Annotated in this window: 17 protein-coding genes; 1 reads left to right on the forward strand and 16 read right to left on the reverse strand. The window is 38.4% G+C overall.

What is annotated here, in order from left to right:
* Positions 1-5: 5 nt before the first annotated feature.
* Positions 6-989 (reverse strand): LacI family DNA-binding transcriptional regulator, encoded by a 984-nt coding sequence (locus tag M948_RS27645; RefSeq protein ID WP_021289656.1) that lies wholly within the window; start codon positions 987-989, stop codon positions 6-8.
* Between the two features lie 1,002 nt (positions 990-1,991).
* Between M948_RS27645 and M948_RS27650 the strand changes: the two genes are divergently transcribed.
* The gene (locus M948_RS27650; RefSeq protein ID WP_021289657.1) at positions 1,992-3,302 is read left to right on the forward strand and encodes a 2-hydroxycarboxylate transporter family protein; all 1,311 of its coding nucleotides are present in this window, start codon (positions 1,992-1,994) and stop codon (positions 3,300-3,302) included.
* A gap of 37 nt (positions 3,303-3,339) precedes the next feature.
* Here M948_RS27650 and M948_RS27655 read toward each other — a convergent pair whose 3' ends face one another.
* From M948_RS27655 to agaV, 15 genes are all read right to left on the reverse strand, one after another.
* Positions 3,340-4,089 (reverse strand): sugar phosphate isomerase/epimerase family protein, encoded by a 750-nt coding sequence (locus tag M948_RS27655; protein ID WP_021289658.1) that lies wholly within the window; start codon positions 4,087-4,089, stop codon positions 3,340-3,342.
* Between the two features lie 244 nt (positions 4,090-4,333).
* Positions 4,334-5,215, reverse strand: coding sequence for a cupin domain-containing protein (locus tag M948_RS27660; protein ID WP_021289659.1), 882 nt, complete (start codon positions 5,213-5,215; stop codon positions 4,334-4,336).
* A 596-nt stretch (positions 5,216-5,811) separates the two neighbouring features.
* Complete coding sequence (locus M948_RS27665) at positions 5,812-6,867, reverse strand: galactitol-1-phosphate 5-dehydrogenase (protein WP_021289661.1); 1,056 nt, start codon at positions 6,865-6,867, stop codon at positions 5,812-5,814.
* Positions 6,868-7,029, reverse strand: coding sequence for a hypothetical protein (locus M948_RS43445; RefSeq protein WP_021289662.1), 162 nt, complete (start codon positions 7,027-7,029; stop codon positions 6,868-6,870).
* Complete coding sequence (locus M948_RS27670; RefSeq protein WP_021289663.1) at positions 7,010-8,086, reverse strand: zinc-binding dehydrogenase; 1,077 nt, start codon at positions 8,084-8,086, stop codon at positions 7,010-7,012. The genes M948_RS43445 and M948_RS27670 overlap by 20 nt, the downstream gene beginning before the upstream one ends.
* Before the next feature lie 50 nt (positions 8,087-8,136).
* On the reverse strand, positions 8,137-9,396 hold the full coding sequence (locus M948_RS27675; RefSeq protein ID WP_021289664.1) for a galactitol-specific PTS transporter subunit IIC: 1,260 nt from the start codon (positions 9,394-9,396) through the stop codon (positions 8,137-8,139).
* Between the two features lie 59 nt (positions 9,397-9,455).
* Positions 9,456-9,743, reverse strand: coding sequence for a PTS sugar transporter subunit IIB (locus M948_RS27680; RefSeq protein ID WP_021289665.1), 288 nt, complete (start codon positions 9,741-9,743; stop codon positions 9,456-9,458).
* 1 nt (position 9,744) lies between these two features.
* The gene (locus tag M948_RS27685; protein WP_021289666.1) at positions 9,745-10,227 is read right to left on the reverse strand and encodes a PTS sugar transporter subunit IIA; all 483 of its coding nucleotides are present in this window, start codon (positions 10,225-10,227) and stop codon (positions 9,745-9,747) included.
* Positions 10,228-10,249: 22 nt separating this feature from the next.
* On the reverse strand, positions 10,250-12,301 hold the full coding sequence (locus tag M948_RS27690; RefSeq protein WP_021289667.1) for a BglG family transcription antiterminator: 2,052 nt from the start codon (positions 12,299-12,301) through the stop codon (positions 10,250-10,252).
* Between the two features lie 264 nt (positions 12,302-12,565).
* Positions 12,566-13,504: a 1-phosphofructokinase family hexose kinase gene (locus M948_RS27695; RefSeq protein ID WP_021289668.1), complete on the reverse strand. Its 939-nt coding sequence runs from the start codon at positions 13,502-13,504 to the stop codon at positions 12,566-12,568.
* 25 nt (positions 13,505-13,529) lie between these two features.
* Entirely contained in the window at positions 13,530-14,387 is an 858-nt protein-coding gene (gatY, locus tag M948_RS27700; RefSeq protein ID WP_021289669.1) for a tagatose-bisphosphate aldolase subunit GatY, read from the reverse strand.
* A 35-nt stretch (positions 14,388-14,422) separates the two neighbouring features.
* Complete coding sequence (locus M948_RS27705) at positions 14,423-14,836, reverse strand: PTS sugar transporter subunit IIA (protein ID WP_021289670.1); 414 nt, start codon at positions 14,834-14,836, stop codon at positions 14,423-14,425.
* A gap of 275 nt (positions 14,837-15,111) precedes the next feature.
* The gene (locus M948_RS27710; RefSeq protein WP_021289671.1) at positions 15,112-15,933 is read right to left on the reverse strand and encodes a PTS system mannose/fructose/sorbose family transporter subunit IID; all 822 of its coding nucleotides are present in this window, start codon (positions 15,931-15,933) and stop codon (positions 15,112-15,114) included.
* The gene (gene agaW / locus M948_RS27715) at positions 15,923-16,690 is read right to left on the reverse strand and encodes a PTS N-acetylgalactosamine transporter subunit IIC (RefSeq protein WP_021289672.1); all 768 of its coding nucleotides are present in this window, start codon (positions 16,688-16,690) and stop codon (positions 15,923-15,925) included. The genes M948_RS27710 and agaW overlap by 11 nt, the downstream gene beginning before the upstream one ends.
* A gap of 45 nt (positions 16,691-16,735) precedes the next feature.
* Positions 16,736-17,215: a PTS N-acetylgalactosamine transporter subunit IIB gene (agaV, locus tag M948_RS27720; RefSeq protein WP_021289673.1), complete on the reverse strand. Its 480-nt coding sequence runs from the start codon at positions 17,213-17,215 to the stop codon at positions 16,736-16,738.

A 17,215-nucleotide genomic window follows, 5' to 3' on the forward strand; every position in this document is an offset into this window, starting at 1 on the left:
CCCCCTTATGTTGATTCACGAATAATTAATTCATGTTCAAGAAGCATACTTTCTACCTTTTCTCCTCTTATCTTCTTAATAATCATTGTCGCTGAAATACATCCCATCCGGTACATCGGCTGCGATACCGTTGTCAGCGTCGGGTAGGTCATGTTAGAAAAGCTAATTTTGTCAAAGCCGATCACCGCTATGTCATTAGGCACATTCAACCCACTAGCGTGAATTTCTTTTAATGCACCAATGGCAAGAACATCAGACACAGCAAAAACTGCATCAGGGCGATCGGCTTGGTTAAGAAGTGTCCGCATTGCTTGTTGCCCACTTTCAAAATTAAGCTTTTGGATATTATACATCCATTTCGCTTCTACAGACATATCGTACTCATTAAATGCCTTTTCATAACCAGCTTTCCGCTCACGTGCATATAAAAATTTTTCATCGGAATTAATGAATGCAATTTTCCTCTTTCCAATTTTAATTAAGTGCTTCACCGCTTGATAAGCAGCTAATTCATTATTAATCGAAACATAGGATATATGCCCTTCCTTATCAAATTCACTGCATTGTACAATTGGGTGTGTTTCTGCCAATTGCAATACATTATTTCGATTAATAGTTGGATCCATTAGAATAATGCCATCGGCCATGCGATTACGAACAAGATTAAAATAAATCGCTTCTCTTTGAGGATTCGAATCCGTTTCACAAAGCATGATATTATAGCCTTCATGAATAGCAGTATCTTCTATCCCATTAATAATCTCCGTATAAAACGGGTTCGAAATACTCGGTATTAACACAAGAAGTAGTCGGCTTTCTGAATTTCGTAAATTCCGTCCTAAAACACTGGGCGCGTAATTTAACGCTCCAATCGCTTGCTCAACTTTAAATCTTGTTGTTTCTTTTACAGTATGGGAATTATTAAGTACTCTAGAAACTGTGGCTACAGATACCCCTGCTTTTTTCGCTACTTCTTGTATAGTTGCCATGCTCCTCACACCTCTAATTGTAATCGATTACAATAAATCTTACTGTTTTGCTAATTAATTGTCAATATGCTAATTACTTATATACTCATAAACCGAATTATTGTTTGGGTTGCAATACATATTGCTCAACATTGGACCCAAAATAAAGTATATGGCTTAAGTTGTTTTTCCTCAAAATACAAGAGCCTCTCCTGCTGCATATGGGGATGACTCTTGGAATAACTCTTGATAAGTAAATATGGCATACCTATTTAGTATTATTATAAAGGAAAATAACCAAAAATTCCTTAATTATTCAATTTTACCTTGGACTAAAAGTACTATACCAATCTAAGATGAAAAAATTCCAAAAGAACCGTAAGTAGGAAAATAAATAGAATATAACCTACTTGTTGCCTTCAGCATAGCTACGCTTAATCTATTAGATCAAGCGTAGCTATGCCTTTTGTCTCTCGACAAATAGCTGGATCAGGTGCTAGAGTAATAAAAATAGAATGTGCAAATACGAAAGTTAGTTAGCGTTACGATATGTCTAGGCTACGAATCCTTCAAAAACGTTTTAACCCTTCATACGTAGGTTAGGAAGGAAGGGGGGCACAACTTGGATCAAAGAAACTACTAAATTCTTTCTTCATATACTAAGGAAATGCGGCTTTCAGATAAAGGAATGTATCGAAGATTATGATTCTTCGATCATACATAACTTATCCCTATGGTTCTTTAGGCTCTTACACATATAAAATACCTAACAGCTTTTCATGTATATAGAATATATTCATTGTAATGAAGATTTGTACTAATTATTGTAAGCGTTTTAACTTATGGAGAATTGATACAGGTTTCATACGGTATTTGTAGGCATTCAAAATTAGGAAGTATGAAAACGTGCAATTGTGCACGCTCAAGGTACTTTGAATGAGATAGAACAAATAATTAAGCACCTGATAACGAAAGCAAAGCGAACAACTAAAAGAAAGTATATTCATAACTAGGAGGCAAATCATGACGACACCCCAACAACAATCAATTGAGCCGGAAACAGTATCAAAAACAAGGTTATTTCAGCGCATAAGTATCTTTAATATCCCGGTTATTTGGTTTGCATTAATTACAATTATCGCTTTAGCAGCTATGTATACAGGGAATTTACCTGCTGGAATGATCGGTAGTTTACTCATTATGATGGTACTGGGAGAACTGTTTGGCTGGATTGGCGATAATACCCCTATCCTCCGAAGCTTTTTAGGTGGAGGTGCTATTGTAGCTATATTTGGTGCTGCTTTTTTCGTATACGCAGATATCATGCCCCAAGAAACCATTACCAGTATAACGGAATTCATGAAATCCGGTGGTTTTCTTAATTTCTATATTGCTGCCTTAATAACAGGTAGTATCTTAGGAATGAATTCCAACACATTAAAAAAAGCTGGCGCTAAATTTGCTTTACCTTTATTAGCTGCTGTAATTGTATCAATGATACTAGCGGGTATTGTAGGTCTGATTATTGGATTTGGATTTAAAGATGCCATTTTAGTTATTGCCATGCCAATTATGGGTGGAGGTATGGGAGCTGGTGCTGTTCCAATGTCTCAAGTATATTCCGAAATTCTTGGTAATGATCCATCCTATTATATTTCAATCCTTGTACCAGCATTAGCACTAGGTAATGTCCTGGCTATTATTCTTGCAGGTATCTTAAATATGATCGGTAATAAGTTTCCTAAGCTATCAGGAAATGGCCAATTGATGGAAGGCTTCCATGTAGAAAATAAAAAGGTTACGTATAATGTAAGTATCATGGGTGTAGGTATGGTTGCAGCTCTCGTATTTTATGTGCTTGGCCAAATTTTAGGAAACTTTATCCCACTACACCCATATGCCCTCATGATTATTTTAGTAGCTATTTTTAAATTAGCAGGATGGTTACCTGAAATTGTTGAAAATGGGGCAAATCAGTGGTATCAATTCGTTGCAAAAAACTGGACGCTCGCCTTATTAATTGGGATAGGGATTGCTTATACGGATTTGAATGCTGTTATTGATGCACTGACGATCGAATATATTTTATTGGTTGCCAGTGTCGTTGTTGGTGCAGCATTAGGAGCGGCAATGCTCGGAAAATTAGTTGGCTTCCACCCAATCGAATCTGCAATCACGGCAGGTTTATGTATGGCTAATATGGGAGGAACGGGTGATGTGGCCGTATTGTCCGCTTCCAAGCGAATGGAATTAATGCCGTTTGCTCAAATATCATCTCGTTTAGGTGGAGCACTTATTCTACTAATCGCCGGCATTATTGTTCCATTATTATAATTTAAAGATCGGGCACATTACTTGCCCGATCTTTTCGTTATATCAGCTGTTTTAATGCGCTTACATTTTCTTTCGCGCTAATTAATGGATCTCCAGTGAAATGTTCCTGCTCAACGATGAACCAATTCACATCATGTTCTTTACCAGATGTAATTAGTTTTGGAATATCTAATGTGCCATTGCCAATCTCCGTAGAAATCATTTCTCCATCTTCCTGCTTTCCGTCTTTAACATGAAGTGAAATACATCTGTCTTGATATTTCTGTATTAATCGATCGGGGTCACTTCCAGCATAGGCTGCCCAATAACAATCGAGCTCCATCTTCACATTGCTAGAATCTGTATGCTCAAACAGCAGTTCAAATCCAGATGTTTCATCAAAACGTTCAAACTCAAATGCATGGTTATGGTAACCAAAAGCAAAACCTTCTCGTGTAAGCTTCTCACCAATCTCATTAAATTGGTCAGCTGTCCGCAAATAATCCTCTTTTGATTTCCTCATCGATTCGGGTAAAAACGGGCAAATTAACAATGAATTATCTAGTTTGGTATGGAAACGCAACACTTCATCCAACTGGCTTTGTAACAGTTCTATCGGTACATGGGCACCTGCAGGTGTTAAACCTAATGCTTGTAATTGTTTATGTACCGTTTCTGCGCTATGATCATGGAACCCAGCAAATTGGACGCCTTGATAACCTAGCTCCGCAATTCTTTCTAATAACCCTAATAAATTCTCATTAGCTAATTCGCGAACTGTATACAATTGCAGGGCAACTTTTCCCATTTTTTCTCTCCTTTTTCCATGGTATTGGTTTAAAAAGCTGATAACTGGGTATACTACTAGTATCCTTATAACTCCCCCTTTCTTGTAATGTATATGAATCCAAGCAGAGACAGATGTTCTTGCTTGGATTTTTTTTGAGCAAGTATCAACCTATACGTAAACCATCCCATAGTTTGATAATTATGACAAGTATATTTTTATATGAAGTGGTAAAAAACTTCCTTTGAACCGGAGGCTAGTCGAATTAGTATTCTCCATCTGCCAAGGCATCCGCTTTTGTTTGGTGAACCGTTCCAAATGGATGTTCTGGCGGAGTATAAATAGAGTATAGTTTCAAAGGTTCATCACCGGTATTTGTGATATTATGCCAGGTACCTGCTGGTACCATTATCGCATCATCCTCTTCTACATATCGGTTAAAATCTAAATTGTCTCTGCTTTTCCCCATCTGTACATACCCATTTCCCTGCTCCAAACGTAAAAATTGATCTGTGTCAGGGTGAATTTCTAACCCAATATCTTCACCAACATCAATACTCATTAACGTTACTTGCAAATGATCTCCAGTCCATATCGCTGTCCGAAAAGTATTATTTTGTTCTGTGGCTTGCTCAATAGCTACAACAAATGGATCTCCTCCTTGATCGGAGATACGCGTTGCCGTATCCTGAGGTGATTGTTTAGAGGTGAGTTGTGCTGATTCTGCACCATAATAGGCTCGTAAGAAGGCGTCACGCACATATGGATCTTGTGTCAACATGTACCCTTTCTGATAAGATTGATAACTCTCTTGTTCTAGTAACTGAAGTTGCTGTACACCTTCTTGGCCATCCGCAACTCGAATATCTTCCTCATAGTCCGGTTCCCCTCCTGTTAGGTTTCGATATATCATAGCTGAGTTGTCCAACAGTACTAGTTTTCTTTGAATAATTTGCAAATAGTTCATCCGCTCTTCCTCTGAAGATGCTTCATCAGCTAGTTTTTGACAGATTGCAATCATTTTCCCTTCTCGTTTTATATCCTGGTGGATGGAATTACATAAGTACTGCAATGGATCATGAGAATTTCTTACTGAATCTGGCATTGTAGTATTTATTTGCTTATCAAATTGGGCCATATAAAACATATACACGCCTTCCTTTCTATCTAAGAATTGTCATTATCAGCATATGCCTATGTTGTAAAAATTGTACGCTGGGATACCTAAAAATGTTTTATTTACATTGGTATTGGGTAATTTTTACTAGGAAATGTTTTTTGGGAGGTTTCCAGACTTTCTAGGAAACGAATAGATTACGAAGTTTGATGAGGCACGTAAAGGTGCGTTTGGTACATTGACTCGCTTAAAGAAGAAGGAGTTATTAAATCATGGGGATTACTACCACTGCGATTGAAGTCGTAATGGAGATACCTGATCCATTCTGGGAAGAATTACAGCAAAAGAAACTAATTTCAGAAACAGCTCCTCTTCCCCATAAGGAATAAACAAATAGGCGAGGCTGAGACAACAGTATCTTATTCCTATAATAATCCGAACGATTCAACTCGAATCCGTTCGGGTTAGTTATAAAAACAGGTTCTACCATCGCTCCGTCAAAATACTTCGTATTAGCATTTAGTTCATCCCTATTTTATCATTTCACTTTTGGGTTAGCTATTTTAGTTGCATCCCTGCCACATCTACTTTTACATAATCTTAATGCCAGTTCTAATTTCGTCTTTCTATTGAACACGTTCTGGATAAAATAGTACCTTTCCAAATGACCCTTGTTGCTGAATGATAGTTTCAAATATCGATGGTCCATCTATTAAAGGAATTCGATGAGAAATAATTGGCTTGACGTTTAATTGTCCATTTTTCATAAAGTTCATCGCCATTTCCCACTCCTTACCTGGATATGGCGATGAAATGGCATTCCAAGAACCTAAAACAGTTAATTCATTACGAACAATATGTTCAAAATAAAATCGTTCGATCATTACATCCGCATATGGAATACCCATAAAGACAACTTCACCGCCTTTTTTAACGAGGGAGAAAATTTGGGCAGAAGTAACTGGTGAACCAGCTGCTTCGATAGCTATATCAGCACCTAGTCCATCGGTTACCTTGCGGAGCTGTTGATAGGCTGGCACTTCTCTTGAATGAATGATATAATCTGCACCAAGCTGTTTGGCTGTCGCTAACTTCTGTTCATCAATATCAATCGCATATATATGTCTTGCACCAAACACTTTGGCCCATTGAATCGCTAATAATCCAATATTGCCACATCCCATAATAGCAACATCTTGCCCCGGCTGAAGCGACGTTCGATAAAAACCATGAGCCACAACCGCAGAAGGCTCAATCATTGCAGCCGTATCAAAGTCAACACCGTCTGGTATAGGTATTACATTCGCTTCAGGTAACTTCACATATTCTGCGTATGCTCCAGGATGTTTAGCCCCAATAACGATTAACTTCTTACACCTTGCTAATTCTCCTTTTTGACAATACATACATTTCCCACAACAGTAAGTCGGGCATCCAGAGACTCGGTCACCCACTTGTATTTCCTCTACCGCAGAACCCGTTTCTACAACTTCTCCTGCAAATTCATGCCCAAAGACCATCCCTTCCACATACGGCCCTAACTTCTTATATCTGGATAAATCGGATCCACAGATTCCAACCGCCTTCACCTTGATGATAACTTCATTGTTCTGTTCAATTCTCGGAGTCTCTTCCTCTTCATATCGTATATCTCTTTTTGCATATAGTTTCAAAGCTTTCATCTAATCACCTGCTTCATTGGCTGTTTGTTTTTTTCGTGAAAAGAATATTGAATATATCCCAAATCCGACTACCAATGTATTAAAAATGACTTGATATTCCACATAGATGGATGTGATTCCTCGCATTGGCCCTAACATAAAATCAAGTAATGGTTCGACCATCGATTTTCCCTCCCTCGTAGCTGTCTAATAGGTGGGGAACAAGTAACACCTTAATTGCTTCGCCGCTTTTTATTGCTTGATAAGCCTGTTCCCACTCGGTAATTTTGTACTGATGGGTTACCAATGCTTCTGCTTGCACCTCGCCATTGCTCATCAGTGCCAGAGATGGCTCCCAATCTGCCGGTTTTTGACTTCTGCTTCCCACCATGTGTATCTCTTTTTGGATAATTTTTTCCATATCAAAAGAGATAGCTGGTTCACTGAATATCCCCACCTGAACAAATTGACCTTGTTTTCTTAACAAATCCATCCCTTGCTTAGCAGCAGCTACAGATCCAGAACATTCCAATACCACATTTGCTCCGTATCCAGCTGTTAATGAATGGACGAGCGTTTTTAAATCTTGTTTTTGTGAATCTACTGCATAGTCAATGCCGATTTCCTTTGCCTTATTTAAACGAATCTTGTCATTCGTTAATCCCGTAATTATTACCGTTGCGCCACGACTTTTGGCTACCTGTGCGGTTAATAAACCAATTGGACCAGGGCCAATCACCACCACAATATCCCCTTGGTTTATTTCTGCTTTATTGACAGCGTGGTGTGTACAAGCCAATGGTTCTGTCATAGCAGCAGCTTGATAGCTGACAAGCTCCGGTATCAGGTGGAGACTTTCTGCACGTGCAATCACATATGAGGTAAATGCTCCATCTTGTTGCGTACCTAATCCTTTGCGGTGATTACATAAGTTGTAATTCCCAGTCTGACAGTAATTACATTCTCCACAAATATAAAATGTTGTTTCTGAAGTGACACGATCTCCAACTTTGAAATTTGTCACATCATCAGCTACTTCTACAATTTCACCAGAGAATTCATGACCTAACGTAACTGGAGAAGCTACTTTGTAATGTCCTTCATACGTATGGATATCTGAACCACAAATCCCTGCATAGTGAACTTTGATTTTTACCTGCCCTGGATTTGGGTTCGGCTCTTCCTTCTCTTGCACAACCAGATTACCGAATCCTAAAGCTGTTTTTATAAGTGCTTGCATGATGATCCCCCTATATATTCTAAAAGAATTGAAATGACGGCCCTTACGACTTAATTAAACAAAGAGAAAATTTTAAAGATAATCCAATTAATCAAGTTTCCACCTTGGTCGATACTCGAGATTCTCGCAGAGCCTTCAGGCATATCGAAGTCCGCATTCTCAGCCATTTGTGTAAAGATCGGTGCAACGTCTGTTGCAATATAAAGAGAGATAGCAATCATCACTGTACCAGCAATAACGGAATGCACAATATTCCCTCGGGCAGCACCGACAATAAAGGCTACTATAAATGGAATGGTAGCTAAGTCACCGAAAGGTAATACAGCATTTCCTGGTAAAATAACAGCTAAAACGACAGTAATGGGAACAAGGATCAGTGCAGTAGAAATAACAGCAGGATGTCCTAATGCTACAGCAGCATCCAGTCCAATATAAATTTCACGATCACCAAATCGTTTGTTTAACCATTCTCTTGCTGATTCCGAAACAGGCATTAGTCCCTCCATCAAAATTTTTACCATACGAGGCATTAGTACCATAACTGCTGCCATGGCCATACCAATCTCAATGATTTCACCAACACTATAACCAGCTAGGGCACCAATTGCCGCCCCTAAAAACAAGCCGATAAAGATTGATTCTCCGAATATTCCGAACCTTTTTTGTATCGTTTCAGGATCCGCATTCCAATTTTTCAATCCGGGTATCTTCTGTAATCCTTTAACTAACCATATTCCTGGTGCATAAGAAATTGTAGACCCTGTTGCTAAAGAAACTCCCGGTAGCTCGTAAAATTCACTAACCATAGGAGCTGTCCAATCAGCGACCTTCAAACAAACGATTTGGAAGATAACTGCCGCAATCAGTCCTTGAATAATGCTATCAGAAATGGCATACACCATCGCTGCCATAAAGGTATAATGCCAGAAATTCCAAATATCAACATTCATTGTTTTGGTTGTTTTGCTCACCAACATGATAACGTTTACAATTAATCCCAATGGGATGATGAAAGCCGCCACAACCGAGGCCCATGCTATCGAAGAAGTTGCCGGCCATCCTACATCAATGACATTTAATTCAACACCTAATCGATCAACCATTCCTTGTGCTGCAGGCCCTAAATTATTTACCAATAAATCAACAACTAAGAATATACCAACAAATGCGACACCTATCGTTAATCCTGATCGAAATGCTTTTCCCGGTTTTTGCCCAAATAACAGACCTAATAGAAAAATCGCAACTGGTAAAATAACGGTAGCTCCTAAGTCTAAGAAGGCTTGAATAAAATCAACAACCCCCTGCATAATTCCTCCCCCTTATCCCTTTGAAGAGGTGCATCTCTCCTTACGAGATGCCCCTTCACTTATTTTTTTAGTTCTTCTAAAATTTGTTTCTTTGTATCCTCTACACCAATTCCAGTTAGGAAAGAACGTGCATTGATTACAGGAAAAGGATATTCTTTCTTCGTCATTGCTGTCGTTACTAGCAAATCGGCGGTGTCTACATATGAACCTACTTCAGCAATTTTTATTTGAACTAATTCAATATTTAAATTATTTTCTTTTGCCATTTCTTCAATTGCACTATTGACTACCGTTGATGTAGCAATCCCTGCACCACATGCCACCAATACTTTTCTCTTATCTGCCATGTTATTCACCTCCTTTAAGCGTGAACCCTAGTTCTTCTTCTAGGAATCGTTTTATATTTTGTTTATCTTTCTGATTAGCTAAATACGTTAATTGTTCTTCATTTTGAAAGACCTGCATCAGCTGTTGTAATAGGACAAGCTGCGCGTGGGTTTCATCCATAGCTAGCAAGAAGATAATTTTTACAGGAGTCGTCGAATCCAAATCTCCCATTATGCCAAATTCAACTGGTTTCTTTAAAATTGCGACACTAATTGATTTTTTAATGACATGCTCGATATCGGTATGCGGTATTGCCACAGATACGCCTTGAGTTGGTAAGCCTGTTGGAAACGCTGCTTCCCGGTTAATTAGCGCATCTTTAAATGACTCCGTGACAAATCCTTTTTCTGCCATCGTTGCTGCCATGTTCTCAAGTGCTTCTTGATTACTTGTCACATCAAGGTCTACTTGAATAATTGATTGATCATAATATAGCTCTGTCATATCTGCACCTCAGTCCCTGTTGTTATTCAAATGAGTAATCTTGAATCAATTGCTTCATTTTGTCTTTTGATTCTATTTGCATCAATGTTTTCATTGCATCCTTCGATTGAGCAAGCCTCATTAACTGCAGTAATGCTTTTAAATGTTTTTGTTTATCCATCGCAGCAATTACAACCATAATGTGAATACGATACTCCTTTCCATAATCAACACCTTCCTTTATATGCAGCAGGCTCATTGATGTCTCCCTAACACCGTCCTCAGGTGCTGCATGTGGGATAGCAAGATGATTCCCAATGACAATATAAGGATCCTGTTCTTTTTGATTCAACATTGCTTCCAAATAAGATCTAGCAATCTTGTTATTTACAAGTAAAGGTTTTGCTGTCAATTTAACTGCTTCATTCCAGGAAGTAACTGTATGCACCATTCGAATATGATCTAATGGCAAAAAATCACTTAGCACCATCATGGAAGAAGGAGGTTCTTCCGTATAAATGGATTCTGCCTCATCACGATGCATATAACGATATAATCGCTTTGCTAATTGTTGTTTATCATGAATTGTCGTATGTTCTTTAATAATCTGCAGCATTTCATCCATTTCGATTTTCGAAGGAAAATAGCCATGTAATTCTAATGACACCTGTTTCTTTAAGCGAATTTTTTCATCACGATGCAAGACACTACTCACCGTAAAAAGCTTTTTATTTGTTTCTAAAGGGATTGGCGAGAACACAAGATCATAATCATACGGATAAACCTTGAATTCTCGTACAGATAATGAATCTAAGAATACAAATTCAGGAAATAAATCTTTCAAATCACGATACATCAGCCTTGATACCGATACACCATTTGGACAAACAACAATGGCTTTGATTTTCTTCTGAATACTGTCCCCCTGCTTCGTTAACCAACCACCAATTAACATCGTTAAATAGACCGTTTCACTTTCGGGAATATCCTTGCCAATTAAAAACGCTAACGGTTCGATTGCCTGTTCTACTAGGTGATGAAGCACAGAAAATTCCTTGCTTAATCCGTGCTGTACATGATTGATTTCCGTTAGTTCGTATTTAATTCTGTAATACGCTGGTTTGACATGTAATAATAGCTTTTGCAGTAATTGCACACGGTCTTGAATGACAACTACAGATTTCTTCTCAAAACGCGTCACCATTTCATCAAGTGCTTCATATAAATCAGGAATCGTATCTTCCATCAATAACTCAGACCAGTACACATTTATCGTTAATAAATGCAAGGTAATAAACAGCCGCTCTACCATAGGAATATGGGGGTGATCAAAAAGAATTTCTTCTGTCGCCAGATATTCTTTCGTATTTGAGAGCTCATCGTAAGTAATATAGAAAGAATCAATCACATGTCCCTTGTTAATTCGGTATAAAACAAGTAATAAGATATAAGGCATCGATGCTAGCTTCTCATCCGTAAATTTCAGATTAAGCTTCTTTTCTATATTCTCGATTCGTTTTATAGTCTCTGTTACCGCTCCTGCTTGCATATGAGCCAAATGCCGTACAAGCTTCTCTCCATCGTTCATATCAAGTATGACCGTTGTTATGTGAATGAGTAGTTTTCGAGTATAGAATTCATTGCCTTCTAATAGGTAACCATACTTCCGACTATAGCGAATGGTTAATTGAAATGGTTCAACCAATTGCTGTGCTTTCTTTATATCATTTAGGACAGTATTTTTACTTACTTGTAATTCACTTGAAAAATGGTAGAGCGATAAGTCATTATTACTGATAAGCATAAACACAATCATGTACACACGTTCTGATTCGGAGAGAATCCGGTTTGGCTTCGCTCCCTCCTGATCATGAAGCAAGGCTGTATAAACATTCTGATCTAGAATAAAGTAACCTTGCCTTGTACGTTTAATTGGCGGGAGACCTTGATTATCCAGCCATTGATTGATCTTTTGAATCCTGTAACCTAATTGTCTTCTCGTCAGCTTATACGTATGTGCAACCTCTTTGCTATTCATGCTAGGATTATTTAATAATGCTTCAAAGATCGTGTTACTCCGATCATCAAGTTTCATGATTTCCCCTCTTTCACATTCATTGTATCAGCCAATACCACGATAATGTACGCGCTTTCATCATAAATGTTTGAACGACGAATGTACGATATTGGGATCGACACAAACAGCTTGTATCTCTCTTTATTCCTATTCCTATATAACACGAAATAAAGATAATAATAAAATTTTCTAAAACTGATGTAGCAAAGAAATTTGAAGTTCCCCATAGAATTTCGGGCAAAAAAATACCGCTAACCCGTCAATTAAGACGGATTAGCGATTCTATTTCAACAATTTGCGAACATGAATTTGCGATAGGTAATCAGGTATGGCTTCTGGGTCAATCTGACCTGTCTGGGCTTGCAATGCATTTAAGACACCCATTGTTAAACCAAATTGAATTAGTTCCACTGCTGATAATTGCCGCTGATGACCAACGGCAAAACCAGCCAAGACACTATCCCCAGAACCAACTGGATTTTTAGCATGGATATTAGGAATAGATGCCCGATAAATAACTGCTTCATGTTTTATAACAGCTCCATCTTTTCCTAGTGTTACGACTACCCAAGGGATATCAGAAAGATGGGTTCGATGAGATAAAATGTCAACAATGGCTTCCACGCTGTTTGAGGTCATTTCCATCGCCTCGGCAAATTCCTGCTGATTTGGTTTAATTAAATATGGCTTCGCATCACCTTTTACAATTTCCATCAATAGCGATGCCTTCGTATCTAAAAAAACAGGAACCTTTTGTTGATTTGCCAAGCTAATAATTTGTTGATAAAAGGATACCGTTAAACCTTTTGGAAGGCTGCCTGAAATCGTCAATCTAGTAACTTTCCCCAATAAATTCTGCAGCTTTTGAAGAAATTGCTCTGATTCACCCTTGGTAATGATTGGGCCATTCTCTAGGATCTCTGTCTGTTTGCCATTATGTAAAACAGCGATGCAGTTTCTTGTCTCTCCTTGAATGGATACAAAATCATGAGCAATCTGTTGCTGCGATAATTCATCTACTATAAACTCTCCTAATCTTCCACCTAGAAAACCAGTTGCTGTGACTTGCTCTTGTAATTGATCAATAACTCTGGTGACATTAAGCCCTTTGCCACCAGCAGTCTTAGACACATGGGCAGCCCGATTCACATCATTTACTTGTAACGCTGATAATTGGTACTGCATATCTACCGAAGGATTTAACGTAACCGTAAGAATCATCGATACCACCTCCTCCATACATCTGTTATGCTTTCCCAGCACTCATACATATGGCTATTTTTTCGACAACTGCATCTTTCATTTTTGCTTTTGCAGGTGCCATGTACTTACGTGGGTCTGTTTCATCTGGATAATTAATCAAATGCTCTCTTAACCCTTGAGAAAACGGGATTTTCAACTCTGTTGAAATATTGACCTTTGCACATCCAAGCGAAATACATTTTTGTACATCTTGCTTCGATATCCCTGATGCCCCATGCAGTACAATCGGTATCGATATTAGATTCTTGATTTTTGTTAATCTATCAAAATCTAAATGAGGTTCTGTTTCGTATAAACCATGTCCTGTCCCAATTGCAACAGCTAAGGAATCTACCCCGGTCCGTTCCACAAATTCAACAACAGTATCTGGATCTGTGTATGCCGCATCTTTTGCTGCAACGACCATATCATCTTCTTGCCCCACTAATTTCCCCAACTCTGCTTCTACCGTAGCGTTATACGTATGCGCTTTATCGGCAACTAATTTTGATATAGCAATGTTTTCATCAAACGTTTGTTTAGATCCATCAATCATCACGGATTTCGTACCGAGTTCAAGTGATGCTGTAATCGATTCATAGGTTTCATGATGATCCAGATGCAATGCAATAGGGATCTCATGTTGCTTTGCAGCCACTTCTGCTATTGCTTGAATATAAGCACGCCCTGCATAGTTCATCGTCCCAGGAGTAGCCGCCAATATAACCGGTGATCGTTGTTCAGCCGCAGCTTCTACGACGGTTTGAATCGTTTCGAGATTATGAATATTAAAAGCTGGAACAGCATAGCCTTCTTTCCTTGCATTTTCTAGCATTTCTTTTGTATTTTGCAAGCAGGTCATAATTTTATACCTCCGTATTTTATTTGGTCAAAATGCTAAATACCCTCTGAATGATTTCCTGTTCGTTCTTTGAATTCAAAGGCTTTTATACTCACTTTCCCCTCTTGTATAACGTTCGAGACAAATGCTTTGACTGGAAGTTCTCTTTGAAACAAAGCACTAAGCAGCATCGGAGGATTTGTTCCACCAATTACATGCATGTATTCCCTTGTTATTGCTAATTGCGAGCTTACATTAAATGGGGTGCCTCCAGCTAAATCTGCAAAACAAACAACACCGTCTCCTTCATCTACTTTTTCAATTGCCTTAAGCAATGAGTCTTTTAACTTGTCTTGATCTTGCACAAAAGGGACAACCTCCAGACTCTCTACTTCTCCAGCAATTAGTTTAACGGATTGGTACAAACCAGTAGGGTATTTCCCATGGCCTGTTAGAACAATACCAATCATGTCATTCACCTTCCTTTTTCTTACAATTTCATTTTAATGTACGGAACGATTCGTTGCGCTTTTGTCCTAAGTGAAGAAAGTATTAAATTTGATGGTTGGATAAAACGCTTCTGATGAGAAAATTGTGTCTAGCTACGAGCGCCAAATACTAGGAGATTTCACGTCGTGTCTTACGATAAATCATCATCGATTTGCTAACGCTTATCGAGATCCTTTATCTCAGGTACGCCGCTCCAATTTCTAAATTTTTAAACAGGCGCTCTGCGCTTTTCTTACTACATAATTCCAAAATAAGATCCAATCAAGCCTACTATTACGGTTATTCCTATTAACAAAATTGGCGAACGGCCTTTTTTTAATAACCAATAAATAAGCAGGGTATATATTAAAGGAAGCATAGCTGGCATGATCTGGTCTAAGATGTCCGTTTGAAAATTTAATTCAGACTCTCCTTGTTTCCATGTATAATCAATTTTAAAAGTTACATAGGTGGCAATCAGCCCACCTACTACTGTTAACCCAACGATTGAGGCGGCCCGTGAAACATGTTTCGTGCCTTCCTTTAACTTGCCAATTGCCTTAACCCCGGTACGATAACCGTAACGCATTAATCCGAATCGAACTCCGAAATGAATAATATTAAACATGATCAAAAAGATAAACGGTCCGAGAATATTGCCCTCCACTGCCAAAGAGGCACCTATACTTGCTGTAATTGGCAATAATGTTAAATAAAACAAAGCATCACCAATACCACCTAAGGGTCCCATTGTTGCTACTTTAATGCCACGTATTGCTTCCCTATCCTCTTTCTTTTGCTCCATAGCTAGAATAATTCCCATAATAAACGTTACGAGAAAAGGATGTGTGTTGAAGAATTCCAAATGATCCTTCATTGATTTGCTTAAATCTTTTTTATTCTTATGAATAACCCTCAGTCCAGGCAAAATAGAGTATAGCCATCCAGCGGCTTGCATTCGCTCGTAATTAAATGAGGCTTGTAACAATAACGACCTCCATGCAAGACTTCGTATTTGTTTGGGCGGTAAGTCCTGTGCAGAAGTTGTATCCTCGTATTGATAATGATTAGATGCCATCCGTTATCTCCCCCTCTTCAGGTGTAGGGCCTTGCTTATGTTTGTTTTGATAATAGTCGTACAATGCGATGGCTAAACCAATTAAAGCAATCGCTAATATTGGGAGCTCAAGATAGGCAGCAAGAATGAACCCAACAATAAAGAACATGATATATTCGACCTTCATCATAATCCTTAGCAGCATTGCAAAACCTATTGCTGGCATGATTCCTCCTGCAACTGATAATCCATCAATAATCCATTGTGGAACGGTTTCTACAAAAGCAGCCGCTTTTTCAGCACCAAAGTAAATAGGCAAAAAGGCAATAACTGCATTAAAAATAAACAAGATTACTAGTCCAAGATAATTAATTCTTTCAATCCCTTTTCCATTTGCCTCCAACGCAAATTGATCGGCCTTATGCATGACTGGTGCAAAAACGGTGAAGAATAATGTAATCAATCCCTGTACAGCAACAGCAAATGGGATGGCTACACCAACAGCAACATTCGGATCTTGCCCAGCTATAATCCCGAATGCGGTTCCAATAACTCCACCAATAACGACATTAGGAGGTTGCGCCCCAGCAAGCGGGACCATCCCCATCCAAATTAGTTCTAATGTACCGCCGACGATTAATCCTGTAGTAACATCTCCAAGAATCAAACCAACAACCAGACCAGTGACAACTGGACGATGAATATGTGTCAAACCATTATATAAATCTATTCCAATAATCCCTGCCCATAAAGCTATTAAAATAGCCTCCAGTAACATCCTTCACTCCTCCTTTTAAACATAGATTTGTAGGCAACACTTCAATTAAAGAAGATCCATGATATTTTGGCCTTTTTCATTCGGAACTCCCCGTAAGTCCATACTTACTCCTAATTGTTCGAGTTTTTTAAATGCACTTATATCAGCTTCATCTACAGAGACAGTAGAAGATATTTGCTTTTTCCCTTCTTCATAATGCATATTACCCACATTGATTTGTTCCAAGGGAACGCCACCTTCTTTTAATGACAGAGCATCATGAACATCTTTAACAACCAAGAATATTTTCTGTTTAGGCGATGCTTTATGAATAACATCGATTGTTTTTTGTAATGAAAAATATCGTGCTTGTATGACATCTGGAAGTACCATATCCATTAGACTTTGCTGAACCTCATCTCCAGCAGCTTTATCATTCGCTACAACGACTAAATTTGCCCCTAAGTGATTTACCCATGTTACGCCTACCTGCCCATGTATTAATCGATTATCAATTCGTGTTAATAATATATTTGGTCCTGTCAT

Source organism: Virgibacillus sp. CM-4 (genome assembly GCF_000445495.1).
In the GTDB taxonomy this organism is placed as follows: Bacteria; Bacillota; Bacilli; order Bacillales; family Amphibacillaceae; genus Virgibacillus; species Virgibacillus salexigens.

Excerpts from the sequence above, each read along its gene's own strand:
- agaW (WP_021289672.1), bottom strand. The coding sequence starts at position 16,690 with ATGTTACTGGAGGCTATTTTAATAGCTTTATGGGCAGGGATTATTGGA.
- M948_RS27670 (WP_021289663.1), bottom strand. The coding sequence starts at position 8,086 with ATGCAAGCACTTATAAAAACAGCTTTAGGATTCGGTAATCTGGTTGTG.
- M948_RS27660 (WP_021289659.1), bottom strand. The coding sequence starts at position 5,215 with ATGTTTTATATGGCCCAATTTGATAAGCAAATAAATACTACAATGCCA.
- M948_RS43445 (WP_021289662.1), bottom strand. The coding sequence starts at position 7,029 with ATGGTCGAACCATTACTTGATTTTATGTTAGGGCCAATGCGAGGAATC.
- M948_RS27705 (WP_021289670.1), bottom strand. The coding sequence starts at position 14,836 with ATGATTGGTATTGTTCTAACAGGCCATGGGAAATACCCTACTGGTTTG.
- M948_RS27665 (WP_021289661.1), bottom strand. The coding sequence starts at position 6,867 with ATGAAAGCTTTGAAACTATATGCAAAAAGAGATATACGATATGAAGAG.
- M948_RS27695 (WP_021289668.1), bottom strand. The coding sequence starts at position 13,504 with ATGATTCTTACGGTTACGTTAAATCCTTCGGTAGATATGCAGTACCAA.
- agaV (WP_021289673.1), bottom strand. The coding sequence starts at position 17,215 with ATGACAGGACCAAATATATTATTAACACGAATTGATAATCGATTAATA.
- M948_RS27710 (WP_021289671.1), bottom strand. The coding sequence starts at position 15,933 with ATGGCATCTAATCATTATCAATACGAGGATACAACTTCTGCACAGGAC.
- M948_RS27655 (WP_021289658.1), bottom strand. The coding sequence starts at position 4,089 with ATGGGAAAAGTTGCCCTGCAATTGTATACAGTTCGCGAATTAGCTAAT.
- M948_RS27685 (WP_021289666.1), bottom strand. The coding sequence starts at position 10,227 with ATGACAGAGCTATATTATGATCAATCAATTATTCAAGTAGACCTTGAT.
- M948_RS27675 (WP_021289664.1), bottom strand. The coding sequence starts at position 9,396 with ATGCAGGGGGTTGTTGATTTTATTCAAGCCTTCTTAGACTTAGGAGCT.
- M948_RS27645 (WP_021289656.1), bottom strand. The coding sequence starts at position 989 with ATGGCAACTATACAAGAAGTAGCGAAAAAAGCAGGGGTATCTGTAGCC.
- M948_RS27690 (WP_021289667.1), bottom strand. The coding sequence starts at position 12,301 with ATGAAACTTGATGATCGGAGTAACACGATCTTTGAAGCATTATTAAAT.
- gatY (WP_021289669.1), bottom strand. The coding sequence starts at position 14,387 with ATGACCTGCTTGCAAAATACAAAAGAAATGCTAGAAAATGCAAGGAAA.
- M948_RS27680 (WP_021289665.1), bottom strand. The coding sequence starts at position 9,743 with ATGGCAGATAAGAGAAAAGTATTGGTGGCATGTGGTGCAGGGATTGCT.
- M948_RS27650 (WP_021289657.1), top strand. The coding sequence starts at position 1,992 with ATGACGACACCCCAACAACAATCAATTGAGCCGGAAACAGTATCAAAA.